This is a genomic window from Acinetobacter sp. FDAARGOS_515 (genome assembly GCF_003938865.1).
Classification (GTDB): domain Bacteria; phylum Pseudomonadota; class Gammaproteobacteria; order Pseudomonadales; family Moraxellaceae; genus Acinetobacter; species Acinetobacter ursingii.
The window spans coordinates 850,110-876,114 of record NZ_RKIX01000003.1 but is presented as its reverse complement, the minus strand read 5'-3'; the positions used below and the strand labels follow the sequence as shown (position 1 = coordinate 876,114).

Annotated in this window: 18 protein-coding genes and 1 riboswitch; of the genes, 8 read left to right on the top strand and 10 right to left on the bottom strand. The window is 41.5% G+C overall.

Going from position 1 to position 26,005, the window contains the following annotated elements; genetic code table 11:
• Positions 1-91: 91 nt before the first annotated feature.
• Positions 92-796: an FFLEELY motif protein gene (locus EGS47_RS05610; protein ID WP_125269300.1), complete on the bottom strand. Its 705-nt coding sequence runs from the start codon at positions 794-796 to the stop codon at positions 92-94.
• A 202-nt stretch (positions 797-998) separates the two neighbouring features.
• Between EGS47_RS05610 and EGS47_RS05605 the strand changes: the two genes are divergently transcribed.
• Positions 999-2,417: a phosphate--AMP phosphotransferase gene (locus EGS47_RS05605; protein ID WP_125269299.1), complete on the top strand. Its 1,419-nt coding sequence runs from the start codon at positions 999-1,001 to the stop codon at positions 2,415-2,417.
• A 66-nt stretch (positions 2,418-2,483) separates the two neighbouring features.
• Here the strand turns inward: EGS47_RS05605 and EGS47_RS05600 are convergent, their stop codons facing one another.
• Together EGS47_RS05600 and EGS47_RS05595 are read right to left on the bottom strand one after the other, a co-directional pair.
• Positions 2,484-3,800: an MFS transporter gene (locus EGS47_RS05600; RefSeq protein ID WP_125269298.1), complete on the bottom strand. Its 1,317-nt coding sequence runs from the start codon at positions 3,798-3,800 to the stop codon at positions 2,484-2,486.
• 188 nt (positions 3,801-3,988) lie between these two features.
• Positions 3,989-4,498, bottom strand: coding sequence for a hypothetical protein (locus tag EGS47_RS05595; RefSeq protein ID WP_004991603.1), 510 nt, complete (start codon positions 4,496-4,498; stop codon positions 3,989-3,991).
• Positions 4,499-4,666: 168 nt separating this feature from the next.
• Between EGS47_RS05595 and EGS47_RS05590 the strand changes: the two genes are divergently transcribed.
• The 3 genes from EGS47_RS05590 (at position 4,667) to recD (ending at position 13,900) form a co-directional block, all read left to right on the top strand.
• The gene (locus EGS47_RS05590) at positions 4,667-8,314 is read left to right on the top strand and encodes an exodeoxyribonuclease V subunit gamma (protein WP_125269297.1); all 3,648 of its coding nucleotides are present in this window, start codon (positions 4,667-4,669) and stop codon (positions 8,312-8,314) included.
• A gap of 3 nt (positions 8,315-8,317) precedes the next feature.
• Positions 8,318-12,004: a UvrD-helicase domain-containing protein gene (locus EGS47_RS05585; protein WP_125269296.1), complete on the top strand. Its 3,687-nt coding sequence runs from the start codon at positions 8,318-8,320 to the stop codon at positions 12,002-12,004.
• A 135-nt stretch (positions 12,005-12,139) separates the two neighbouring features.
• The gene (recD, locus tag EGS47_RS05580; RefSeq protein WP_004991595.1) at positions 12,140-13,900 is read left to right on the top strand and encodes an exodeoxyribonuclease V subunit alpha; all 1,761 of its coding nucleotides are present in this window, start codon (positions 12,140-12,142) and stop codon (positions 13,898-13,900) included.
• A 581-nt stretch (positions 13,901-14,481) separates the two neighbouring features.
• Here recD and EGS47_RS05575 read toward each other — a convergent pair.
• Positions 14,482-15,789, bottom strand: a complete 1,308-nt coding sequence (locus EGS47_RS05575) for an EstA family serine hydrolase (protein ID WP_010588583.1) — start codon at positions 15,787-15,789, stop codon at positions 14,482-14,484.
• Positions 15,790-16,060: 271 nt separating this feature from the next.
• Between EGS47_RS05575 and rpsO the strand changes: the two genes are divergently transcribed.
• Together rpsO and pnp are read left to right on the top strand one after the other, a co-directional pair.
• Entirely contained in the window at positions 16,061-16,330 is a 270-nt protein-coding gene (rpsO, locus tag EGS47_RS05570) for a 30S ribosomal protein S15 (protein WP_004991585.1), read from the top strand.
• A 283-nt stretch (positions 16,331-16,613) separates the two neighbouring features.
• Positions 16,614-18,701 carry a polyribonucleotide nucleotidyltransferase gene (gene pnp, locus EGS47_RS05565; RefSeq protein WP_171063297.1) on the top strand — a complete coding sequence of 696 codons (2,088 nt, stop codon included), beginning with the start codon at positions 16,614-16,616 and terminating at the stop codon, positions 18,699-18,701.
• Between the two features lie 64 nt (positions 18,702-18,765).
• Here pnp and EGS47_RS05560 read toward each other — a convergent pair whose 3' ends face one another.
• The gene (locus tag EGS47_RS05560; protein WP_004991581.1) at positions 18,766-18,981 is read right to left on the bottom strand and encodes a YdcH family protein; all 216 of its coding nucleotides are present in this window, start codon (positions 18,979-18,981) and stop codon (positions 18,766-18,768) included.
• A 343-nt stretch (positions 18,982-19,324) separates the two neighbouring features.
• On the opposite strand from EGS47_RS05560, the gene EGS47_RS05555 reads away from it, so the two are divergent.
• Positions 19,325-20,548, top strand: a complete 1,224-nt coding sequence (locus tag EGS47_RS05555; protein ID WP_004991577.1) for a magnesium transporter CorA family protein — start codon at positions 19,325-19,327, stop codon at positions 20,546-20,548.
• Positions 20,549-20,597: 49 nt separating this feature from the next.
• Positions 20,598-20,666: riboswitch (Fluoride riboswitch) on the top strand.
• Positions 20,667-20,736: 70 nt separating this feature from the next.
• The gene (gene crcB, locus EGS47_RS05550; RefSeq protein WP_004991574.1) at positions 20,737-21,117 is read left to right on the top strand and encodes a fluoride efflux transporter CrcB; all 381 of its coding nucleotides are present in this window, start codon (positions 20,737-20,739) and stop codon (positions 21,115-21,117) included.
• 10 nt (positions 21,118-21,127) lie between these two features.
• Here crcB and EGS47_RS05545 read toward each other — a convergent pair whose 3' ends face one another.
• From EGS47_RS05545 to EGS47_RS05525, 5 genes are all read right to left on the bottom strand, one after another.
• Positions 21,128-21,649 (bottom strand): ClbS/DfsB family four-helix bundle protein, encoded by a 522-nt coding sequence (locus tag EGS47_RS05545; RefSeq protein ID WP_125269295.1) that lies wholly within the window; start codon positions 21,647-21,649, stop codon positions 21,128-21,130.
• 93 nt (positions 21,650-21,742) lie between these two features.
• Positions 21,743-22,072, bottom strand: a complete 330-nt coding sequence (locus EGS47_RS05540) for a chaperone modulator CbpM (protein WP_004991571.1) — start codon at positions 22,070-22,072, stop codon at positions 21,743-21,745.
• 11 nt (positions 22,073-22,083) lie between these two features.
• A complete protein-coding gene (locus tag EGS47_RS05535) occupies positions 22,084-23,028 on the bottom strand; it encodes a DnaJ C-terminal domain-containing protein (RefSeq protein WP_125269294.1) in 945 nt (314 codons plus the stop codon).
• A 170-nt stretch (positions 23,029-23,198) separates the two neighbouring features.
• On the bottom strand, positions 23,199-24,074 hold the full coding sequence (locus EGS47_RS05530; protein WP_125269293.1) for an Hsp33 family molecular chaperone HslO: 876 nt from the start codon (positions 24,072-24,074) through the stop codon (positions 23,199-23,201).
• Positions 24,075-24,124: 50 nt separating this feature from the next.
• A complete protein-coding gene (locus EGS47_RS05525) occupies positions 24,125-25,978 on the bottom strand; it encodes a monovalent cation:proton antiporter-2 (CPA2) family protein (RefSeq protein ID WP_125269292.1) in 1,854 nt (617 codons plus the stop codon).
• Positions 25,979-26,005: the final 27 nt, after the last annotated feature.

Here is a 26,005-nt window from a genome sequence, read left to right as displayed (position 1 = left end):
TCATCATCATACAATCGTAATTAATACTATACCGAAAATGATAAAAATAAGGCATTTCATGCCTCTTTTAGCAGCGCATGCAGATCAGAAATTAGCGAAAAGGATCGGGATGTTCCGAATGCACTTTCTCGATAATATCACGTTCAACTGCACTAAAGGTTTTAATAAATTGTTCTGCGGATTTAAGCGGTTTCATGGCAACAAAACCTTCCTGAATAAACTCATACATCAAGTCAAACTGATATTTATGTGCTGCGCCTTTACACATTTTAAAAGCAGCATACATCATCAGTGACCGCATATATTTATCAAGTGCCTCACCCAAGTCATCCAGAAGTTGTAGCTGGATCAAACGTTGCTCTTTTTGATCCAGTTTGATCAACGTCTGGCGCATCATTTCGTCTGTGATTGGTGCATCTGCTGGATAGTCTTTAAGTAATTGAATGGCAATTTGCTCATCCAGTTGCATGGCGAGTACAGCTAAACTGACGGATTTAGTTCCCGTTTTTATGGCATTGTCTGGAATTAAATTTTCAGCTTTGTGGGCATATTTAAGTAGACGTTCAATTTGTAACGCTAGGGGATCAAAATCTGGGCCACCATATAAACGATTAAGAAAATACTGTGCCATCAGCTGATTTTTAGGCTGATCAAAATGTGCTTGATGCGTGTGTTTTATCCGCTCTTTAAGCCAGTGCTGGGCATCATTTAAACGCTTTAATAATACAGGGTCGTGATGATATTCAAAGGCATTATACTGTTGAAGTAAGTTGTCAAAAGGAGCAAGTTTGGACATTCAAATAACTCAAAATAATCAGTTTATCAAAAGCATAAAAGGCTTGAATCAAGAGCGCTATGACGTTTCCATATTAAAATAATGAATTCGAAGTCAGTCCGATTCAATAGATGATCAATTGACATAAATAGTACATGCATTTGCCTCAAGCTGCCCGAACATTTGGTTATACTCAAAAAAATAAGCAAAAAATGTATAGATCATGAGTGAACAACAAGTACATTGTGAATTAATTGATGAACATCGTTTATCTATCGATCTGATCGAAGCTCAATACACTTTAAAAAATAGCTGGGGCCAAAAAAATGCTAAAAGTGTGTTGGTACTGGTCAGCGGAATAGAGCTGGCAGGAAAAGGTGAGTCCGTTAAACAACTCAGAGAATGGGTCGATCCAAGATATTTAAAAGTCAAAGCAGATCCGCCGAATATGTTGTCAAATGATCAGGCATTTTGGCAGCCTTATGTCAATTTTATTCCGCGTGAAGGTCAAATTGCGGTGATGTTTGGTAACTGGTATAGCGATTTATTAACCACGGCGATGCATGTCTCTAAACCATTGGATGAAACCCTGTTTGATGCCTACGCAGAAAACATGCGAGCCTTTGAACAAGATCTAAAAAATAATCAGGTTGATGTGATCAAAGTCTGGTTCGATTTGTCGTGGAAATCACTCCAAAAACGTTTAGATCATATCGATGCTTCTGAGCGACAATGGCATAAATTGCACGGTCTGGATTGGCGTAATAAAAAGCAATATGACAATTTGCAAAAGTTGAGACAACGTTTTACACAAGATTGGATCATCATTGATGGTGAAGAGCCAGAAGTTCGTGATCAAAGCTTTGCACAGTCGATTTTACAGGCAATGAAGGATTTACCTGAGCATCCCACACAGGGGCAGGAACATTGGCCACAGGCCTTAATTCCACATGAACTGCTGCATCCTGATGCAGAAAAGATGGAAAAGGCAAAATATAAGAAAAAACTCAAAAAACTGAGCCGCCGTGTCGCTGAAGCAATGCGTTACGATGAGCGTAAGGTCGTGATCGTTTTTGAAGGGATGGATGCCGCAGGAAAGGGGGGCTCAATTAAGCGGATTATTAAACGGCTTGATCCACGTGAGTACGATATTTTTACCATTAGCGCGCCAGAAAAATACGAGTTGCGTCATCCGTATTTATGGCGTTTTTGGACAAAGCTGGATCATTGTAGTGATATTCGTATTTTTGACCGAAGTTGGTATGGTCGGGTTTTGGTGGAGCGTGTAGAAGGTTTTGCCAGTGAGTTAGAATGGCAACGTGCGTATGATGAAATTAATCGTTTTGAGAAAGATTTAATTGATAGTCAAACGGTTATTATTAAATTCTGGTTATCGATCAGTAAAGATGAGCAAGAACAACGTTTTCATGCCCGAGAAAAAACCCCGCATAAACGCTTTAAAATTACCGAAGATGACTGGCGCAATCGCAGTAAGTGGAATGAATACTTAAATGCTGCCGCAGATATGTTCGAGCGAACCAGTACCGAATTTGCACCGTGGACGATTGTGGCAACTGACGATAAATACACGGCACGTATTCAGGTACTAAAAACGATTTTAAAACAACTTCAGGCTGATTAGAGAAATCAGTTTTTGTATCTGGTCTCTGACTTGAATGAGATCTTCAAGTCAGAGGTTTTCAGTGAATTAATGTGATGAAGTGGATGCCAGTTGTGCCTTAATTTTTGGCAGTTGAGTCGTTTGTGACTGACGTTGACGGAACACAATCAATGTTGCAATCAGGCTCACAATTGCAGCAAACATCAGCCAAAAAGCAGGCATACTTTTGCTGCCACTTTGTTCCACCAGATACGTCGCAATCATCGGCGTCAAGCCACCAAACACAGACGTTGCCAAACTATAAGCCACCGAAAACCCTGCAATACGTACCGAGCTTGGCATCATTTCAGTCAGTGACACCACCAGCGCACCATTATAGAAACTATACAGTAGCGACAACCACAACAATGCCATCAGCATATGGCTTAGACTAATATTTTGCGTTAACCAACTGAGGAGTGGATAAGCCGTGATAAAAATCAGGGTGGTGGTCGTAATCAACAGCGGTTTACGTCCAAATTTATCAGATAAATAACCGCCAATTGGCAATAAAATAAAATTGCTCGCACCGACCATCACCGTTGCAATCAAACTTTCTGCGGTCGTCAGATGCAAAACTTCTTTACCGTAAGTCGGGGTGTAAACCGTAATAAAATAGAACATGGTTGTGGTGGTGGCGACCATCGACATTCCAATCAATACGATTTTCCAGTTGGCTGCCAATGTAGACAGAATTTGGCGAGTGGTTGGATGTTCCTTGCGTGATGCAAAAGCTTCGGTTTCCTGTAACGATTTTCGTAACCAGAAAATAAAAGGAATGATGGCACAACCTACAAAAAATGGAATGCGCCACGCCCATGCATCGACCTGCGCTTTGGTAAAGGCGAGGCTCACGATATAGCCCAATGTTGCTGCAAAAATAACCGCAACTTGCTGGCTGGCAGATTGCCAACTGGTCATAAAACCACGGTTATGCGGTTCTGCAATTTCAGAGAGATAGACAGAAACACCGCCAAGCTCTACACCTGCTGAAAAGCCCTGTGCCAAACGACCAATAAAAATCAATGCTGTAGCGGCAAACCCGAGTGTGGCATAGCCGGGTGTTAATGCGATCAGAAGTGAACCCACCGCCATAATACTTAACGTGACCATCAAACCTTTACGACGACCAATCCGATCGACATAAGGGCCTAAAACTAAAGCACCAATCGGGCGCATCAGAAAACTCACTGCGAAGATCAAGAAAGTCTTCATCAACGCGGCATAGCTACTGTCAGAATGGAAAAAAGTCTCACCAATGGCTTTGGCATATAAACCAAACAAAAAGAAATCGTATTGTTCGAGAAAATTACCGCTGGTTACATTAAAAATGGCACGTAGGCGCGAAGAAGATCCATGTTGCACAACGACTCTCCCTAGTTTTTGTCATCGTTGCAGCAGGATAAAAATGAAATATTTAATAAAACTTAAAAATATGGAATTGTTTGTAGGAAAATTTATATGAATTGTACCTAATTAAAGACAAAATCTAAAAAAGAGAGTTGATCCCAAGCCATGTTGCTCAGGATCAGTTTAGAGAAATTCATTTGAATTTAGGCCACAATACTTCCATTTACATTCTTTTGTTGAATGCGTTTTGCCAGTTGGTAACAATCTTGCACATGCGCTTCAGCCACTTTTTTCATCACGATATAGCCTAAACTGGCCGCGACAATGGACCCACCTAGCGGAATAAACTTGGTGACTTGTTTAGTAATGACTTTACCCACAATGCCATTTAAGGATTTTTTTACCGCAGTTCGTGCCACGACCAAGCCTGAAAATTCAAAGCCACGTTTGCGCAGTTCATTCCAGTGAATTTTTTTAGTTTCTGGATCATAAACACTAATATGATCGGGCGATAAACCAAAACGGGCGCTAATATCTGGAATCAATTGTGACAAGATTCCAATATCGATGACCACATCAAAAAATGGAATTGGAACCACAGCCGCGCCTGCGGAAAAGTAAGCGCGTTTTTTGACCATGTCTAAACATTCTTCGCGCACTTGTTCAAGGTCAAGTTTTGGATCAATTGAATCAGGAATATTTTCTATTTTCATTGGGCTTATACTCAAGTCGGTTCCTTTTGTATCATTCAAGCATGTATTTTAAATGATGTTCACATTTTTATTTCATGCCATCAACGTGACATAGTTGGATTTAGATGTATAGTGACGAATGTTTATGATTTTGTGCATAAAAGCATAGCTTAGTAAGGTAAGGAATACATGGCCATACATGTCATTCAAAGTCAACGTATCGATGTGTTATTGCAAGGAATGGCGCGAACTTCACAATCTCGCCATGAACAACCTTTTCAGGTGTTGGCGACCCAGCATTTTATAGTTCCTAATGCCGCGGTGCAGCAATGGCTGACTGAAAAACTCTCTGAGCTGCAAGGGATTCATGCCAATTACCAGTTTCATCAACGTATTCGTGGCTTTCAGTGGTATGCCTATCAACAAGTATTAAGTGAGCATAAGGATCAGGTTCGTAAAGCCAATATTCCGCGTCTGATTTTAAAATGGCGAATTTATCAGGCACTTTATTCGTATATTCAGTCTGAACAGATGCAACTTACAATTGAACATCCGTTGTATTCGATCATTGCCCGCATTTATGACAGTGCAGATCGTCTGACACAAGGCATTGAAAAACAGCTTAAAAAGCAAAGTATGTTGTACTGGATTGCAGAGCAAGTCTCACAATTATTTAGCAATTACATGTTGTATCGTGGCTCTTGCACTAAAAATTGTATCGGACCATGTACATGTGCCAGTAATTGGCTCGATGCATGGGGACGTGATCAGGCATTAGAGATTGAAAAATGGATCGTTCATAAAGATCAAAGTGTTTCAGCGTTTCAACTACAACAAGCACAAGAGTTAGAAGCGTGGCAACGCTGGTTATGGAAAGAACATTTTCATCAGGATTTTTTAGAAATAGAGAAAATTGATGAGCTGTTTTGGCAGCAGCTTGAGAATGAGCAAACACGTGCGCAGGCGTTAAAACGTTTACCGCAACAAGTGGTATTATTTACTTTACTGGATCTGCCACCCAGTCAGTTACAGTTTTTACGTCGTTTAGGGCAATATCTTGAAATTTATATTTTTCATTATAACCCGTCACAGGAATACTGGGCCGATAGCGTCGATCCACTTTGGAAACAGCGTTATGATGTCGGAGTAAAAGAACGTTTTATTGCCAAGAACCCTAAAGCAACAGATATTGAAATTGCGGAATTTTTTCAGCAATTTACCTTGCATTTTAATGCCGAAGCTCGTGAATCACGACATCCTTTATTAACCCGTTTGGGCAAGCAAGCGCGTGATCATTTTTCATTATTATCCAATTTATCGACGGGAGAAGAAGGGCATTGGGTCGATGCTTTTGTCGATGAATTTCCAGAAACCTTATTGGGACATGTGCAGTCTGATATTTTGCATTTGGCTGAACCCAAAGCAGCGGATTATGCCCTTGATCTAAACGATGAATCGATACAGATTCATGTCTGTCATTCTGGTTTAAGACAACTGGAAGTATTGCGAGATCAACTAATCTACTGGTTATCTCAAGGAACAACAGAACAGCCACGTCGTCCGAGTGATATTCTGGTGCTTACGCCGAATCTCAAGGAATTAGAACCGCAGATTCGCAGTGTTTTTCCAGCGACACTAAGTGCTGAGGGTGTATTTTTACCTGTAAAAATTGCAGGAGTAGCGCAGCTTGATGTCTTGAATGCATGGCATGCAGTACTAGGTCGTATTCAACTGTTACATAGCCGTTTTAATTATGATGAGTTCGCCGATTGGCTCAGTCTTACTGCAACGCAGTTATGTTATGGACTTGATGACAGCCAAGTCTCACGCTTATTGGCGTTGTTAGCCGCAGCAGGCTTTAAACGTGGCTTTGATGCAACTCATTTACAGCAAAGTCTTGTTCAGGGGGATGAGGATTATCGCTATAGCTTTAAATTTGCACTGGATCGATTGGCGTTGGGGATTGCGATTCCCGATCATGTGCTGTTTCAAGGTACGTTAAGTTATGCGCAGGTACAACCTGATGATTTTGAAATTATTGATAAATTGATTCAGATTTATCGGGATTTTGATGAGCGTCGTGATTGGTTAGTAGCACACGAACAAGGTGAGCAACTGGCTGTTGAAATCTGGTTAAAACGTTTAATGGCAGATGTCACTGAGTTTGAACAAGCAGGCGTAACGGCTTTAAAACCTGCCCGTGACGCAATTAAAAAACAAGAGCGAATGGTGACTCTGGCCAGTTTTTATGGCGAAGCTGATACACAGCATTTGCGTCAGATTGCCTTGCCATTACCTTATCTACTTGAAGAAATTCAGCGTACTTTGGAAAATCAATCTGCACAGGCAGAACCCACAGGTCAGATTACCTTTAGCCAAATTGGTCAGATTCGTCCATTGCCCTATCGTTTGGTGGTGTTACTCAATCTGGATCAGGGGCAATTTCCAAATCGGGACAATCACACTCCGTTTGATTTGATGGATGTATTGCGTCCGCAACTCGGTGATCGCTCGCGTCTGGAAGATGATCAGGGTGCATTTTTGGATGCGGTGTTGTTGGCGAAAGATCATCTCTGGTTATTTTATAATGGCTTTGATGTGAATGATGGCGAGGTGCGAGAGCCTTCCAGTATTGTGCAGGAACTCACCACACATTTGGCGAAGATTGTTAAACCTAGTGCCGATCTCTCTGAGCATGCAACTGCATCCGCTTTGCCATTTAAACAACTGGGCATAGCACCACAACTGGCGTCGCTTTATCGGATTCATAGTTTACAGCCTTTCGATGTGACGGGTTTTACTCAGCAACCTGCGTTACAGCGTTATCAGGACCACTGGTATCAAGTGGCCAAGCATATTCAACAGCCACAAGGGACACGTTTGCCGTGGGTGAATATCGATTATCAGCCACCATCGCAAGATCTATTATTACTTGATAGTCAACAGTGGATAGCCGATATCACTTTTCCTGCACGGTTGTATTTAAAAACTTTAGGGGTTGAAAATTGGAATGAACAGGCATTATTAGATCAGGATGAGCCTTTGTTCTTGGATGGTTTAGCTAAGTATGCGATTCGTGATTTTTTACATCAGCATCAAACTGATGTCGCTTCAGATTTGTTATTAGATCAACTCCCTGTCAGTAAAATTAAATACAGTGCATGGCAGCAAAGTTTATTTGACCAGCAACGTTTACAATCGCGGTTGCACGATTATGCGATGCAGGAAACCCCAACCACCTATCGAACTTGGCGTTTATCTTCAGCCTTACATCTGAATATTCAAATTCCTGAAGATGATGTTCAGGATTGGGTCAGTGTGCAGGCATCAAGTGCGCGAGCGAAACGGATCGCTAAAGTTTGGTTGGAATATTTGATTTGGCTGAGCTTTTTAAATCAGGGCGAGCATGTACAAGACAAGCGCCGTATCGTGGTGTTTAGTGATCAAACCGTGATTTGTGAAGGACTTTCATCGGGTCAGGCGCGTCAATACCTCGATGAATGGTTGACAGCATGGCACTATGCGCAACAGCAGCCATTGGTGCTGCCTGCGGCACTAATACTGCAACCTTTGGAAAAGGCTAAACACTATCATTGGGAAGAGACTGAGACAGGATTTGTATTGGCTGAAAAAGATCGTGAAAATATTTTAAAAGAATGGAATAAAACAGGGGCGTTTAGCGCATTAGATGTGACACAGGATGAAAGTAGTAAGTGGCATCAGGATTGGAGGTTTATTTTACAGCAGCAAGATGCTCAAGCCTTACTCAATGTTGCACTCATACAGTTTTCTTATGCTCTATATGCCCCGATTTTTCAATATGTACGCACGGAGTAAGCCTTGACCTCATCTCACTCAGCCGTGTCTTATCAGCCGATTACCGATATTGAATTCTCAGGCTTACATCTAATCGAGGCTTCCGCAGGCACAGGAAAAACCTTTACTTTGTCGAGTTTGATGGTACGTATTTTTTTGGAAAAATATTTACCCAATCAGGTCATCGCGACTACATTTACCCGTGCAGCAGCAGCAGAGTTGAAAACTCGAATACGGCTGCGTTTGCAAGACATGTATCGTGATTTACAAGCCTATCGTGGTCTGACGGAACAAGAGGTTTTAGCGCAAGCCAAACAACAAACTGATCCTTTAATGCAGCATGTATTGCTTCATTTTGCGACACGAATTGACTATGCCTGTGAACGTTTAAAACTAGTGCTAGATCAGTTGGATGAACTCTTTGTCGGGACTCTGGACAGTTTTAGTCAAAAACTATTACGCGAATTTGCATTTGAAAGCGGCAAAATCGAGCGTGCGCAAATTACGGATGATGCCAAACGTTATACCCGCCAACTCATTCATGATGTGCTACGTGAATGGATTCAGGCACAACCGCAAGCATTGATCGATGGTCTATATAATATTGGCGCTTTAAAAAGTGTCGATGCGTTTGTGGATGTGGTTGAAAATTCGTTGAACTTTACTTCAGCACAATTTCAGTCGGCACCAATGCCTGTATTGAATTGGGAGGTGTTGACTCAATTTCAATCTTTTATACAGCATTCGGATTTGAGTGACCTACATGCGTATTACGAGCTTGATGGCGAATACTATACCTGCATCAATGGCACCTCATTTCGAAATGGCGCATTTCATGATTTATTTACCGTGCATTTACCCCAGCTGGCTCGAGTCTTGGCTGGTGAAAATGTATTACAGATTTTTGATGCTCCACTCGCGAGCGCGCGTGAGGCTGCATTTAAATTTCTGCATAAATTTGAACAGGGTAAAATATTTAAAAAATGTCCTGCCGAGGTGAGCGATGGATTCTATCATCATCCACTAATTCAGCAGTGGGTGGAGATCATTCGTCATTTAGGCATCATTCAAGATCAGCTTGAACAATTACAACAGTATTTAAAAGCCTATCTGTGTCTGGAGGTCAAACAGCGTTTACCGCAACTCCTTCAACAAAAGGGCGAAACCACCTTTTCACAGCAGATTCGTACCCTTGCGGAAGCATTACAAGGCGAGCAGGGACAACGCTTTGCGATTTTTGTGCAGGCTCGTTATCCCTTGATTTTGGTGGATGAGTTTCAGGATACCAATCAAGATCAAGATGACATGTTGGCCAGCATTTGGCGACATCCGCAGCGTTATCAAAAAGGCTGCATGATTATGGTGGGGGATCGTAAACAGGCGATTTATGGCTTTCGCGGCGGCGATATGCTGACTTTTCTCAAGGCACATCAAGATATTAAAGCCAAGCAAGGACGAGAATATCAGCTCAGTTTTAATCACCGTTCGGTCAAGGAGTTGGTGGAAGTTGTTGATCATCTCTTTCAACAGCAACCTGATTTTGGCGAGCAAGTTATTTATGACCCGATTCAGGCAGGCTCGCGTCCGCATCCAGCCTTGATCGATCAAGGTCAGCCCAATGTTGCACCTTTACGCTGGTTGATGCTGAGTGATAAATCTAAAGAGGCTGAGCAGGTGGCATGGAAAATCCGTGCGCTGCTCAATCAGTCACAGACGGGTGATTTATATTTGCAAGCCGAGCAAGCACAGCTCTTAATCGAAGATGATATTGCAGTGCTGTCTAGAAATCATGCTGGGCTCGATGCAGTACAGTCTGCTTTGGAATATTTAGGGATTCGGGTTCATCGACCATCACGAAAAAGCGTATTTGATCATCCGATAGCACAAGATGTTGCCGCTTTACTGACCGCAGTTTTGCATCCCTACGATGAAGCCAAAATTAAACGTGCATTATTAAGTCGTCTCATTGGACTGAATTTAAAGCAACTGGTTGAGCAGGAACAGACTACAGAAGGTTTGAGTGCTTATATCGCGGCCTTTGATCATTTGCGTGAGCTTTGGTTGCAACAGGGCTTTCTAAGCGCATGGCAAGCCTGTATGAACCAGTTTAATGTCTGGCAAAATCTGGTGGCGCAGCACAGTAAAGACCATGAACGCGATGTGGTGAATTTACGACATTTAAGTGAAATTTTAAGTCAACACAGTGAACATTATCAGGGTGCGCAAAATCTCTATCACTGGTATTTAAAACAGCTCCAAGCTCCAAGCCAGCGCGATTGGGAAATGGAGCGTAAACTTTCCAGTGATGCAGGCATTCAACTGATGACCATTCATCAGTCCAAAGGTCTGGAGTTTAAGATCGTATTTTTATTGGGAGCGGATAAACCTTTTAAAGATCAAAATTCGGCTTTAAATTTTTCAACTATAAATGTTGCTCATCCTGAAAATGGACAAGTGACTACACAGCGCGTGATCGCCATTCAGGATAAACAACGCTTAAGTCCTGAAGCCTTGGCGCAAAATGAGCAACGCAGTCGTGCCGAACAAAATCGACTCTGGTATGTGGCGCTGACTCGTGCCAGCCATCGCGTCTATGCCATGATGCAGGATCAGCAGCAAAAATCACTGGATGCATTGGCATTCTGGAAATATCAACACGGGAATTTTCAGCATCCATTTAGTTTTGATGAACAAGAGTTGGCAGAATGTCCACCGCCGTTTAAAGCGAAAATCACCGAGCCAAAACTCAACTTACAAGCACAGCCTTTGCCAACACAGCGTTTTTATGCACGTGGCAAAACCAGTTTTAGCTATCTGGCGCAACACTTAAAACCGCATCAAATCGCCAGCGATCAGTTGGCTGCACAGGATCAAAAACTGGAGCAAGCCGCAGATGAGCAAGATCATTTAATTGTTGAAAGATCCACGCTCACACAGCCCATTCACTGGATTCAGCACAATTTTCCTAAAGGCACATTGGCAGGGAATTTTTTGCATGAGATTTTTGAACATGTCGATTTTCAGGATCAAAGTGAATGGATTGCTGAAATTCGTCGGCGTTTTAAAAACGATTATGGTAGTTTATGGGATCAGCTTTATAGCATCTATCAACAGGATTTCCCTGAAAACGAACAGAATGAGAATCAGCTTTATCAATGGTTAGCAGATTGGTTAAAGCAAGTATTAACCACGCCATTACATCAAGGTTTTCAGTTACATCAACTGCAAGCAGGTCAATTTTTATCTGAATGTCCTTTTTACTTGGCATTGTCGGATCGTGTACTGGCGATGCGTCGTATTCAGCAATTATTTTTGGAATATCAGATCGAAATGCCTGATTTTCTGGAGGCACACGCTGCGCGTTACTTAAATGGTTCGATTGATTTGATGTATTTTGATGGTTCACAGTTTCATATTGCCGATTATAAGAGTAATTATCTGGGCAAAGACTTCAACGATTATTGGGCGGATGCAATTCAGCAGAATATGCGCCAGTCCAGTTATTGGTTACAGGCTGCGTTGTATTTGGTAGCGTTGCATCGTTATTTAAAAGTGAAATTGCAACATTATCAGATTGAGCAGCATTTGGGGGGCGCAACCTATTTGTATTTACGTGGCATGAATGGACAAGCTGATCAGGGATATTATTACTGGCGACCTGACACCGAGTTTATTTTGCGTCTGGATGCAATTTTAGGCTACTTTGATTGAGATGGCTTCGGGTAAATGCTTGAGGATAAAATCCCGTCTAAAATGCGGATAATTGATATAAAATTATATTAATCAAATTGTTATTTTGTGGATAAGTGTGTTAATAAACTTGTGGAAAAGCTTGAGGATAACTGTGTGGAAAAGCAAACTGACGCTGAAAATGCAGAATTGAGATGGTTGAAAAATTGGAGTGAGTATTTGGCTCAGGCACCATTCAATCTCAGGGAGCGCAATTCTGCCGAAATTGCCGAGCTGTTGCAAGCGTTAATTGAAGCAAGTTTACAGGGCGATAGCGGTTTGGCGATTTCTTCGTCAAATGTTCCTGAAGTTGAGGATTTTATCATTGATGAACAGCAGGCGAGAACTCAAGTTGCCCCGATGATCTATGATAGTGAATTATTGGCTTTATATCGTTATTGGTCATTGGAACAACGCCTTGCTCACCAAATTGCCCGTTTAAGTACGCAACAGATTCAACCGATAGCGATTGATGCTTATCTAGATTTATTAACAGATTCACAGCAACGTGCTGCTTTGCACATGGTCGCCAGTCAAGCGCTAAATATCATTACAGGTGGGCCGGGAACGGGAAAAACCTATACGCTGGCGCGAATTATTGCAGTTTTAAACCAATCTATTCCAGATATTCGGATTGCGATGGCGGCTCCAACAGGTAAGGCTGCACAGCGGATGCAAGAAGCCTTACAAGCCTCATTTAATGACGAAAAACTGTTGGCCTCGGGTCTGGTCACTGACACGCTGAAACAGCAAACCACGCAAACCCTGCATCGTTTACTTGGTCTGGGTCATCGGCAGATTCCACGATTTCATGCCAAACAACCTCTACCTTATGATGTGATCGTGATTGATGAAGCATCCATGCTGGATTTAAATCTCGCGACCTTGTTACTCGAAGCGATTCCCCAGAATTGTCGTCTGATTTTATTGGGAGATGCCAAGCAGCTTGCTTCGGTGGATGTTGGCTCAGTATTGGCAGATGTACAACAAGTGCCTGAACTACAGAAACATCTGGTTCATTTGATCAGTAGTCGCCGTTTTAGTGCGGAGGCTAAAATTGGTCAATTGGCGGGTTTTATTCAAAACGTCAAGCGAGATCAATCTGCCGAACAGCTTCTTCAACAATTTGAACAGCAGATTGCCATTCCTGCCACTTTACAAAACATTGAACTCAATGCTGCGATGAATGATGTGGTTCAGCTTGAGTATTTGCCTGATCAAATCACCGATCTGATACATTATTATGAACAATTAATGGCAGGGTTTATTCCGTTTTTGCGACAATTAAAAACCTATCAACAGTCGGACTATGCTCAGGAAAATATAGATTCTGTAATCGAAGCCTTTGATCAATATCGTATTTTGGTGGCAATCCGTTTTGGTGACTTCGGTTTGGAACAAATTAATCTTTATGCTGAACAATGGTTGACTCAGCATTTATCTGTTCTAGCTGTCGGTGGGTGGTATATTGGGCGTCCTGTAATGATGACTTATAACGATTATCAACTGGGTATTTCCAATGGCGATATTGGATTATGTTTTCGTCACCGCACCGATCCTGAACAATTTGAAGTGTATTTTCCAAGTTTGAATCTCTGGATTGCCGCACATCGTTTGCCAAAAAATATTCAGACCGCTTTTGCTTTAACCATCCATAAATCACAAGGCTCAGAATTTGCCCATACGGCGGTGGTATTTGATCACTCCGCAGAAAAATTACTCAGCCAAGAACTGATTTATACCGCGATTACTCGCGCCAAAAAAGTAGTGAGCTTACTGGTGGATCGGACTGCGTGGAGTAAAGCTTTAACCGTAAAAACCACCAGAACAAGTGGATTGCTTAGAAAAATTAATAAAAATTTAGCATTGTTAAGTTAGTCTATGCGGTAGACAGATCTGTACGAAAATGCTTACATGGTTTCAAGAAATTTGCGGATAGAGCCGCTGCCTTTTTTTTGAGATCATAGTTCTGCACAAAAAGCTCAGCAAGGAATGCTGAGAAAATCGCAAAACAATAACCATAAAGTTGAAAAACAGCGAACTTACAGTGAAGTAAGTGATAAGCGAGGAAACTTACAGCCGCTAAGCCTTGTAGTTTTGGGAGAGACTACAGGGCTTTTTTATTGTCTTTTATCTGATTCTTAGATTAGCATTTACAGTGATCAAAATTTAAATAAAAAATACAGAATATTACAAATAGTTAGGATAAATCATGGATGATTAAAAAACATAAAATATTGCGTAAGTTTTCACTTACATATTGATACGTAAAATACTACTTTTCTACATAATGAGTTGTGGCAGAATGACAAGTGTAGGAACTGATGATGTCTAGCTCGTATATACATCATGGAGTAAAAGGTTGTAAGACCTTGAGACAACAATAAAATAAAACAACAACGATTCAAAATAAAAATACAGCGCAAAAGAGCCCAAGTTATGCTTGGGCTTCTTTTTGTCTAAATGGCTTGTAGCCACTCATGTTCAGCTTGACCTGAACCAAAAAGCGAACGACGCGATTGCTTTGGAATTCGTGGACATTGCATCGAGATTTGGTAAAGTACATTTGCTAAAGCAGGTAAATGGGTGCCAATCACCGACTTTCCTGTGGTCAAAAATGACACGCTAATATCGCGCTCAGGATCAGCCCAGCACAAAATATTGGAAAAGCCGATATGCCCAAAGGCTTGTGCTGTTTGCGGGCCAAATAATCCGACAGGATTACTTCCGAGCATTGGGCCAAGTGCATAACGCATCGGGGCGAGTAAAGTGCGATCCAGACTGGTTACTGAGGTGGGTAAGGTCGCTCGAAATACGGTGCGGGGACTCATGATTTGCTTACCTTGATATTGACCGCCACTCAACAACATTTCAAAAAAGCGGCCTGCTTGTTCAGCACTGGTATAGATATTGCCTGCGGGACAAATCGTGTCCATAAAACGCGTGTCATTGGTCACATCGACTGCCAGTTGTAAACCACCACCGAGCACATGATTGAGATAATGATCCGTTCCCAGACGAGGATGTAAACCTGTCGGATAATTCAATGCCACTTGGTCGCGGTATTTAGCGTCTAAACCATAATTGAAAAATGGCATATTCATGGGCTTTTCGATAGTTTCATGTAGAAAACGGCGTAGATCCTGACCAGTTACGCGCTCGATCAATTCACCTAAAATATAGCCCGCAGTGACGGCATGATACGCTAGCCGTGAACCTGATACAGATACTGGCTTGGCCGCATACAATCGTTTTAAAATTTCATCTTTATCGAACAGTAATTCAGGCGTTACCTCGCCTTCAATTTTGGGAATACCGCCACGGTGTGACAGCAAATGAAATATCGTGGTGCGACGTTTACCATGTGCGGCATATTCAGGAATATAATAACTAATCGGGTCAAGTAAATTAATTTCGCCTTGTTCATCCAGCATGTGGATCAGCATTGCTGTAACCATTTTTGAGGCAGAAAACAGACAGACAGGCGTATCTGCTGAACCGATTTTTGCCGTGTTACTTAATCCCCGAGTTGAATTGCCAGAGGCATAACCCAGACTACGATTGAGTAAAATCTGACCTTTGCGGCGTAAGCAAAAACTGATGAAGGGATAATTTCCAGTTTTATAAGCACTTTCTACACTTTTCCATATTTTTTGTCGTTGTTGCTCGGTCATTGCCCCTTGTTCTGGGTGAACTTCATCCTCTTGTCTCATCACAACAGCAAGATCACGGGGTACAAAACAGGTATTGGTTGATAATAATTTCACAGTCATTCCATATCTTTTCTTTTTATATCAGATGAGTGTGCAGCGTTATGAGACAAATGTCAGTGTCTAAAATGACCAGCATGCATGCGTAATGTGCAATGAAATATTGCCAAGCGGATAAGCTGTATGATTTAAGAATTGTCAATTCAACCTGAATCCTTTAAAATACGTCACTGCTGTAGTGATGCACGGCAGTCAATTGGTTTTAGGTTCTCCTTGAATCGATTGATCAGTATCAATTTATTTTATTTAAGCATCTCGGAGAAATCGAATGGCTTTAACTAACACAGATCGCGCAGAAATCATCGCTAAATTTGCTCGTGCTGAAAACGACACTGGTTCACCAGAAGTACAAGTTGCTTTATTGACTGCTCAAATCAATGATTTGCAAGGTCACTTTAAAGAACATAAACACGACCACCATAGCCGTCGCGGTTTGATCCGTATGGTTAACCAACGTCGTAAATTACTTGACTACTTAAATGGTAAAGACCATGGTCGTTATGTAAGTCTAATTAACGAACTAGGTTTACGTCGTTAATTCGATTTCAGGCTTGATTTTCGGTATTTATATGACGTGGTGTTTAAGCGTTAAAAAGAGAGTGCTGAAAAGAAAGTATCATTTGGTGTGTGTCACTAAATGACTTTAGAAGGGGCGATTGTTCGCTCCTTCTTTGTGTTTATTCTCTAGTGAGGTCGGCTTCTAAGCTTTGTCATTGACCATTGTTTGTAATCATCTGATCGCAATGGTTTGAATGCCAAACCTTAGGGGTCTCCACTAGAATAATTGTTCAAAAAGAACTAGGAAAATATAATACATGTCAATGTTTAATATCGTTCGTAAAGAATTTCAATTCGGTCAGCATCAAGTTGTTTTAGAAACAGGTCGTGTGGCACGTCAAGCAAATACTGTATTAATCACCATGGGCGGTGTAACGGTACTTGTTGCTGTAGTTGCTCAACCTAAAGCAAAAGCCGGTCAAGACTTTTTCCCACTGACTGTAAACTATCAAGAAAAACAATATGCTGCTGGTCGTATTCCAGGTGGTTATGGCAAGCGTGAAGGACGTGCGTCTGAAGCTGAAACTTTGATTTCACGTTTGATTGACCGTCCAATCCGTCCGTTGTTCCCAGAAGGTTATTTCAACGAAATCCAAGTCACTGCAACAGTGGTTTCTTCTGATAAAACTATGGATGCAGATATTGCTGCCATGTTGGGTACATCTGCTGCATTGTCAATTGCGGGTACGCCGTTCCGTGGTCCAATCGGTGGCGCGCGTGTTGGTCTGATCAATGGCGAATATGTTTTAAACCCAAACTTTGAGCAATTGGCTCAGTCTGATCTTGACCTAGTTGTTGCGGGTACAGAATCAGCAGTCCTCATGGTTGAATCTGAAGCTAAAGAGCTTTCAGAAGATCAAATGCTGGGTGCAGTTCTGTTTGGTCATGACGAAATGCAAATCGCGATTCAAGCGATTAAAGAGTTTGCCGCGGCAGCGGGTGCAGTTGAGTCAACTTGGGTTGCCCCGAGCAAAAATGAAACGTTACTTGAACAATTAAAAGCGGCGTTTGAAAGCAAAATTTCTGAAGCTTATACCATTGCGGTGAAGCAAGATCGTTATGCAGCGCTTGATGCATTGTATGCAGAAGCGGTTGCCCAATTTGTTCCTGAAAATGACGAAACGGGTATTGCTGACGAAGTCAACGAGCTATTTGAAGATCTGAAATACCGTACGGTGCGTGACAATATCCTGTCAGGTAAGCCGCGTATTGATGGTCGTGATACCAAAACCGTTCGTGGAATCGATGTACAAGTGGGTGTACTAGAACGCGCTCATGGTTCAGCATTGTTTACACGTGGTGAAACTCAGGCATTGGTTACGACCACTTTGGGTAATACCCGTGATGCGTTGATGGTTGACACCCTTTCTGGTACTAAAACTGACAACTTCATGTTGCACTATAACTTCCCTGCATATTCTGTAGGCGAAACGGGTCGTGAATCTGGCCCGAAACGCCGTGAAATCGGTCATGGTCGTTTGGCTCGTCGTGGTGTTCAAGCAGTTCTTCCTGCTGCTGACCGCTTCCCATACGTGATCCGTATCGTATCTGACATTACTGAATCAAATGGTTCATCTTCAATGGCTTCTGTTTGTGGTGCTTCATTATCATTGATGGATGCAGGTGTACCATTAAAAGCACCAGTTGCGGGTATCGCGATGGGTCTAGTGAAAGAAGGCGAGCGTTTCGCTGTTCTTTCAGACATCTTGGGTGATGAAGATCACTTAGGTGATATGGACTTTAAAGTGGCAGGTTCTGCCAACGGTATTACTGCGCTACAAATGGACATCAAGATCGAAGGGATTACCGAAGAGATCATGGAAGTTGCATTGAATCAGGCATATGCTGGTCGTATGCACATCCTGAATGAAATGAATAAAGTCATTTCTCGTGCTCGTCCAGAAATTTCAATGTTTGCACCAACCTTTGAAGTGATCACGATTAATCCAGACAAGATCCGTGATGTCATTGGTAAAGGCGGTGCGACCATTCGTCAAATCACTGAAGAAACCAAAGCAGCGATTGATATCGAAGACAATGGTACTGTGCGCGTATTTGGTGAATCTAAAGCGGCTGCACGTGCTGCCATTGCCAAAATTCAAGCGTTAACCGCTGAAGTTGAGCCAGGCAAAATCTATGATGGTAAAGTGATTCGTATCGTTGAATTTGGTGCGTTTGTGAACATTATGCCAGGTACGGATGGTTTGCTTCACATCTCTCAAATTTCAAATGAACGTGTTGCCAATGTGACTGATGTATTGAAAGAAGGTCAAGAAGTCAAAGTTCAGGTGGCTGATGTCGATAACCGTGGTCGTATTAAACTGACCATGAAAGACATTGAACAGGCTTAAATAAAGCTGTTTAAAATTAATTAAAAAATCCGCCGCGGCGGATTTTTTAATGCTCATCAATCCACTATTGTTCTGCTTGTTTCAGCATTTTATAGAGTTCATCTTTGAGTTTTAATTTCTGGCGTTTTAAGTTTTCAATTTCATCTAAACCGCTGGTTACAGGGTTTTGCTCTAGACGAATGATTTCGTGATCGAGCGCATTGTGTTCTTCAAAAACTTTGGAAAAATGCGCATCATCTTGCTTGAGTTGACTGATAAGAGCGCGATATTCTGGGAACATAAATTCACCTTTGATACTGTGTTTAAATTCATCTCTCTGATTTGAGTATGCGTGAAACTCACCAAAAATGATCGTAAAAAGCATGGACGAACCATACAGATTTAATCCTTAATAATAGTAGGGCTTTATGCTATAATATGTCAGTCTTATTGAGTGAATATTTTTTTATTTGTGTAACATTTGATCAATTTGTAATGTTGCATTGTAATTTTTGAGCATCCTCGCTTTGATCCATCTTGATAACTATCTATTGAAATTGAATATTGTCCTCAATTGTTGGGTACTTAAGTTTTTATTCAAAGATTTATGCTAAAAATAACAGTAGAAATTAAGAGATACTGTTATGCAGATTTATTATTTTTATCGGCACACTACAGAACAATATGTGTTTTTAAGTCATGAACATCAAACCGATCATCCGTTGATTTTTCAATGGGTCGATTGCATACGTGAAGATGTGGTCAATCATGCAGAAGAATGGCAAAAAAAAATTAAAGCGATCACAGATCTTAGCATTAACGAATTTCATATTCGGGATATTTTAAATATTGATCATCCGTGTGATTTTGACACCATGGAAGATTACGATGTTCTGATCTTTAGAAAAATTATTACGCCAGAAGATCATATCGAAAACAATAATAGTGTAGGCGAGCAACATGAAAGTATCTTCGGACTGGCGACCACACCGATTAGCTTTATTGTGAGTCAGCATATTTTGGTCAGTGTCAGAGAGCAGGGTAATCAAGCTGTAGATAATTATGTGCAACGTTTTCAGAGCATTTTACAGCGCAGCATACAGGAGCAAAATAAGCCCAGAAAACTGCCTCAAAGTCCGATTGATTTAAGTTTGAGATTACTTAATACGATTATTGATGGTTATCTGGCATTGCGAACTCCGCTCACTCGTCGTGTTGAACATTGGCAACGAGAACTATTACAGGGTCGAAAGCGCTTTAATCAATGGCCACAACTTTTTCAGGAAAATATGGCATTTCAGCAAGTTGAAAACTTGTGTGAAGAACAGATTGAAACGTTGCAGGAACTACGTGATGAACTGGTGGAAAATTATCACCATTTGATGGGTGAGCATGCCACCGAATCTCCTGATCTGTTATTAGTCCGTATGAATGATTTGGTTAGTCATTTAGAACGCACTCAAAAACACACCTCGCGTTTGCGCATGGCGATTCAGTCTGCAATTGATTTACACTTCAATGCGATTGCCAATCAAACCAATGAAAATATGCGTATTTTGGCGATTATTACCGCTGTATTTGCGCCGTTAACCTTATTAACAGGGGTTTATGGCATGAACTTTGAATTTATTCCCGGCTTAAAGTCGCCATTGGGCTTTTGGATGATGCTTGGCGTGATGCTATTGTGTACTGTCTTACTACTATATTATTTTTATCGACAACATCTGGTGGGACGTGGTGAAAAAAGTGTGATTGAGCTTTTGGCGCAGCAAAAGCGACAGCATAACGTCAATTTGTTTTGGTTTCTGGATTATGAGCCTTTAAAGCAAACCCTGAAAGAAGTTGAAAAGATAACCAAGCTTAAGTAAAACCTGCATGAGGGTTCAACTTCACATTTGAATTTGACTCGGTTAGACTAGAGCTACAGGAGATGGCATTCCTCCTGCTACAAACCGCCAGTGATTGGCTAATGATGCCTACGATCCTTTCATTTGACAGAGGAGCGTAGGTGTACGTGCTCTGTTGAATAAACATGATTTTGGAGCATGTGGTTATTATGTATTACTCACTTTTGTCTATCGCGTTGGGTTCTATATTAGGGGCGTGGTCACGCTGGTTTTTGGGTTTAAAATTTAATGCAACTTTTGAAAATGTCCCACTGGGAACATTACTGGCAAATTTAATTGGTGGTTTTATTATTGGTTTTGCCATCGCATTTTTTGCCAATACCAATCTCAGCCCAAACTATAAATTATTTATCATCACGGGGTTTTGTGGGGCACTCACCACATTTTCGACGTTTTCGGCAGAAGTCGTGGGTTTGTTGCAGCAACAAAAATTTTCCATCGCGATTTTTGTGATTTGTATTCATTTGCTGGGTTCGTTGATCTGTACCATTTTAGGATTATTATCTTATCAATGGATTGCACAACATTAATGCTTATGAATTACACCCTAGGTTGAAAATTTTGAATTTTGAGCCATTTACTGACTCTGTTTTTGGCATTGAGATACGGGGAAGCCGTATTCAATTGAATCATGCGACCCATAGTCCATTGGTTGTACCAGCTTTTTTCATACAGTTCAGCATTGGTTTTTGTTTCAATCAGTTCAACCATGCGAGTTTTGCTTAAGCTGAGTCGTTTGATGAGCAAAGCGTAGTTAAGATCACTATAATCCTGATAAAATTTCTGAGCAAGTTGACCCAGCTGATTCCATTTATAGCCTGTTTCAGGAAAATCAAAGGTTTTTCCTGACGCATCCATAGACAGCCACTTCAAAACCAACTCGTTCCAGCCAATTAAATAAGCCAGAAGGTTGCATATACTCATCTGGCTGCCTTTAACATGTCCATCTAAGGTTGGTTGCTGCGTTTGTTCAACGGGAACTTTATCGAGTTGTTGGATGAGTTTATTAAAATTGGTTTCAATCGCATTTAATAATTCATTTTTATTCTTGGGTACAGCCATTATGATTCTCTGAAGATAAGTTTCATTCAGTTCTGAACCATTTTATGCCCAGAAAATTTCGCGATAAGTGGCATTATCGCGAATATAAAATGATCATGCTTGATTTGAACGAATTTGTCGACGTAACTGATGAACTTCATCAATCAAATCCAGCATAACCGACACCGCAGAAAGACTGGCATCAAAATCACGTTGTAAACGATAAGCGCGTCGTGCGCGAATCACATCTGTACCAGAAAAACGGTATTGTTGTGGTTGACCTGAAGTCGATAAAATATCGTACTCGATTAATTGCAAAATCCATTCAGGACTTTGACCACTGACTTGTGCAAAGTGAGTCAAATCAAAAGTACACTGTTCATCAATGACTTCTGCTTCATTCAATCCGCTATATGTGATTTCACGATAATGAATAGTAGGCATCATTCAGCTCCTTATGAACGCGGTGTAAAGGATGAAAAGGCTTGAGCAAAGCTCTCATAAGCTTGCTGTTGCTCTGCGGTTGTGGCGATAGGTAGCACGATATTTAAGACCAAATAGAGATGACCTGCGGTTTTATTTGGAATCCCTTTATCTTTCAGGCGAAGTTGTTGACCTGTTTTGGCATTTTTCGGCAAATTAACTCCTAGCTTACCCGCAGGAGTATTCACTTCAATTTTTTGCCCCAATGCTGCTTCCCATGGAGCAACATCGATTGTTGCATAGACATCTGCGCCTTCTACCCGTAAGCGATCGGTGTCTTTATACTGGATTTCGATATAAAGATCGCCATTTTCACCGCCATTGACGCCACTTTGACCTTGTCCACTTAAGCGAATTTGCTGACCTTCTTTCATGCCTTTTGGAATTTTGACCTGTAAGGTTTTACGTTGAACTTCTGGTTCACCGTAGGCATTGACGGTTGGAATTTGCAGCGTGATATTCTGAGTGGTTCCATGGTAGGCAATTTCGGCATCTACTTCGATACTGGCATGTTGGTCTTCACCACGATAACTGCGCTTTTGGCGTTGATATTGGTAATCACCTCCGCCAAAACCTGAGCCAAAGCGACCAAATAGATCTTCAAAGCCCTGAAAGTCAGAGGCATTGCCTTGACGGTAAAATTGTGCGCCATCAAAGCCACCAGATGCACCCTGAGCTCCTTGTCCAAATCCTGCAAAGCCTTGAGGATGATCTAGCATTTGATCATACTCAGCCTTTTTAGTGGCATCACCTAAGGTATCGTAGGCGACATTAATCGCCTGCATTTTGGTTTCAGCATCTGATTCTTTACTAATATCAGGATGATATTTCTTTGCTAATTTACGATAGGCTTTCTTGATTTCGTCTGCTGAGGCGCTTCGTGTAACCCCGAGTTCTTCATAGTAGTTTTTTGCCATAAAAGCTCTTTTAAAATTGGGTTTTATTTCTTTTAATTATGGTGATGAATTGAGCAATTACAAGACTATAAGCATAGTAAAATGTTGATGTTTGGAAAATGAAACACAGCAAAAAGCCTTCAGAATCTCAGAATTCTGAAGGCTTTTATTGGCTTTATATCCGATGTCTTTTAGCTTAAATGCTCACCAAATAAACCCAATGCTTCTTCCGCAGTAAAGCTATACTGAGTATTACAGAATTGGCAGTCCATACGAATTGGATTTTGCTCGGTCAGTGTTTCACGTACCGATTCTACACCAATCTGAATCAGAGCTTCGGCACAGCGTTCTTTGGAGCAGGTACAGCCAAATTTGAGATGCTCAATTTCAGGCAAACGAACTTGCTCTTCATTATACAAACGATACAAAATTTCATTGGCTGAAAGTTCGGTCAGCTCTTCTGGCTTGAGGGTTTCAGTTAACATGGTCAAACGTGGCCAAATGTCTTCATCGATCAACTGTTGTTCTTCTTCATTGTTACGTGGAAGCAGTTGAATCAATAACCCCCCAGAGCGTTTCGGCGTGGTAGCCAATACAATATGGGTCGGAATCTGGGCAGATAAATCATAATATTGCATTAAACAACCTGCCAGCGTTGGTTGATCCAACGGTACAATACCCTGATAACGATCACCAAATTCGGGTTCAATATTAATAAACAATACTGGATTTTGCAGGCTGCCTAACACTACGCTGCTGTCTGTGCCTTCCTGAAAGTGTGGGTCTTGTTCATAATCTGCCAAGGCACGGATTTCACCCATATGGTTACACTCCGCCATTGCCCATTTAAAGGTCCCCGAAGCCTGAATTTGTAGGCTAATACGACCTTTAATTTTTAAGGTGCTGGCCAGTAATGCTGTTGCGCTCAGCATTTCGCCCAATAGGGCTTTGACCGCAGGCATATAATCACGTTGCGCTAAAATGGTTTGCAAGGATTCTTCAAGATGAACCACTTCTCCACGAACAGGGCAGTCCTCAATGTAAAAACGTTGGCGTAGATCAGACATATTTTTCTCCATAACCCTGTCTTAATGGTGTCTTTATTGTAAAACACAAGTCAATCGTGATCATCTCGTGTCACATTAATACGGTGCTTTTGTGTATCGTTTTCTAAACCACGTTGTAAATTCACACCTGAACTGACAGGCTGATTTCTTTCATCACTTTCAAACAAATGTTCAAGTTCCGCTAGCATATTACGATGCGTTTCAACGATTTTTTGTTCGTCCGTATAAATACTTTGCTGTCTCGCCAACAATTTTTCATCATAATCACGGAAGGTTTCGATATTTTCATAGGCCTGTTCGGCAGAGATGCCCAGATCACAGAGTACCCGATAAGCCATACCCAGTGAGGATAAATAGGTTTCACGCCAGATATGCTCGATTCCCAGATCACGCAGCAAATGCACATGATGTCGATCACGAGCGCGGACAAACAGTTTAATTTCAGGATAATTCAGGCGAATATGTCGCGCGACGTTCATGTTGTCTTCTACATCATCCACCGCCAGGACAAAAATTCGAGCCTTTTCAATACCTGCTGTACGTAAGATCTCAGGCTGCGTGACATCTCCATAATACAGCGTTCCACCATAACGTCTGACGAAATCAATACGCTGCATGTTATTGTCAATTGCGGTAAAACTAAAATGATGCAGCCGTGCGATGCGCGCAATGATTTGTCCAAAACGACCAAAACCTGCAATGATAATCGGGTGATCATTGGCGGGTATTTCATCATATTCAGGTGCTTTGTCCTTAAATAAAACAGGCACAATTTTCGAGGTCATGAGCCAGTATAAAACGGGAGTCAACATCATCGATAAAGTCACAATTAAGGTGAGCGGCTCTACTAATGCCTGACTGAGGACTTTCTCGCTTTTTGCTGCACTGAGTACCACAAATGCAAACTCGCCCCCTTGTTCCAGACAGGTGCCCATCAACAGGCTATTTTTCCAACTGTACTGATTAAATCGGGCAATCCCCGTTAAAATGATCAGTTTGATCAGCATTAAACTGATTGCACCGCCAATAATCAGCCATGGCATATCGACAAATAGCGAGATTTGAGCAGTCATGCCCACAGTCATAAAAAACAGGCCTAAAAGTAACCCTTTAAACGGGGCGATGCTGGCTTCAAGCTCATGACGAAATTCGGAATCAGCTAGTAATACTCCAGTTAAAAATGCACCCAGTGTCGTACTGATACCTAATAAATCCATCAGCAAAACCACGGCCAATACAATAAATAAACCAACCGCAGTAATCAGTTCACTTGCACCACTATCCACGACAAAGCGAAAGAAATAACGCAGAATATATCGACTAAATAAAAACAAACCTGTAAAGGTCGCTACAATGGCAGCAAAGTAAGCAATTCCATGATGTGTGGTCTGTGTGCCAGCCAAAAGCGGAATCACGGCTAATAACGGAATTGCGGCAATATCCTGAAAAAGTAAAATGGAAAAGGAGGATTGCCCATAAGTTGTATTGAGTTGTTGTTTTTCACTTAATAATTGTAAGACAAAGGCCGTTGAAGACAGTGCCAATGCAAATCCGATCACAAAACTACTGGCTAGATTTTGCTTGAATAAAAGTAGTGTGATCAGCATTAAAATCACACCCGTGATCACCACTTGCATACTTCCCATGACAAAAATGGAATGTCGCATTTCCCATAAACGTTGTGGACGAAGTTCCAAGCCTATAATGAACATCAATAAAATCACGCCAAATTCTGCTAGATGCATAATGGCATTGGCATCACTGGCGATATTTAAAACACTGGGACCGAGTAAAATACCCGTAAATAGATAACCAAGTACTGTGGCAATGCCAAAGCGTTTACCCAGTGGCACGATCAGTAAGGCTGCGCCTAAAAATATAGTGATTTGTAATAATAATGACATGGATTACCTTGATCGTTTTGAGCTCAG

Bases quoted from the DNA above. Each gene is read 5' to 3' on its own strand.
- EGS47_RS05610 (WP_125269300.1), bottom strand. From the start codon at position 796: ATGTCCAAACTTGCTCCTTTTGACAACTTACTTCAACAGTATAATGCC.
- EGS47_RS05605 (WP_125269299.1), top strand. From the start codon at position 999: ATGAGTGAACAACAAGTACATTGTGAATTAATTGATGAACATCGTTTA.
- EGS47_RS05595 (WP_004991603.1), bottom strand. From the start codon at position 4,498: ATGAAAATAGAAAATATTCCTGATTCAATTGATCCAAAACTTGACCTT.
- EGS47_RS05590 (WP_125269297.1), top strand. From the start codon at position 4,667: ATGGCCATACATGTCATTCAAAGTCAACGTATCGATGTGTTATTGCAA.
- rpsO (WP_004991585.1), top strand. From the start codon at position 16,061: ATGGCTTTAACTAACACAGATCGCGCAGAAATCATCGCTAAATTTGCT.
- pnp (WP_171063297.1), top strand. From the start codon at position 16,614: ATGTTTAATATCGTTCGTAAAGAATTTCAATTCGGTCAGCATCAAGTT.
- EGS47_RS05560 (WP_004991581.1), bottom strand. From the start codon at position 18,981: ATGTTCCCAGAATATCGCGCTCTTATCAGTCAACTCAAGCAAGATGAT.
- EGS47_RS05555 (WP_004991577.1), top strand. From the start codon at position 19,325: ATGCAGATTTATTATTTTTATCGGCACACTACAGAACAATATGTGTTT.
- crcB (WP_004991574.1), top strand. From the start codon at position 20,737: ATGTATTACTCACTTTTGTCTATCGCGTTGGGTTCTATATTAGGGGCG.
- EGS47_RS05545 (WP_125269295.1), bottom strand. From the start codon at position 21,649: ATGGCTGTACCCAAGAATAAAAATGAATTATTAAATGCGATTGAAACC.
- EGS47_RS05540 (WP_004991571.1), bottom strand. From the start codon at position 22,072: ATGCCTACTATTCATTATCGTGAAATCACATATAGCGGATTGAATGAA.
- EGS47_RS05535 (WP_125269294.1), bottom strand. From the start codon at position 23,028: ATGGCAAAAAACTACTATGAAGAACTCGGGGTTACACGAAGCGCCTCA.
- EGS47_RS05530 (WP_125269293.1), bottom strand. From the start codon at position 24,074: ATGTCTGATCTACGCCAACGTTTTTACATTGAGGACTGCCCTGTTCGT.
- EGS47_RS05525 (WP_125269292.1), bottom strand. From the start codon at position 25,978: ATGTCATTATTATTACAAATCACTATATTTTTAGGCGCAGCCTTACTG.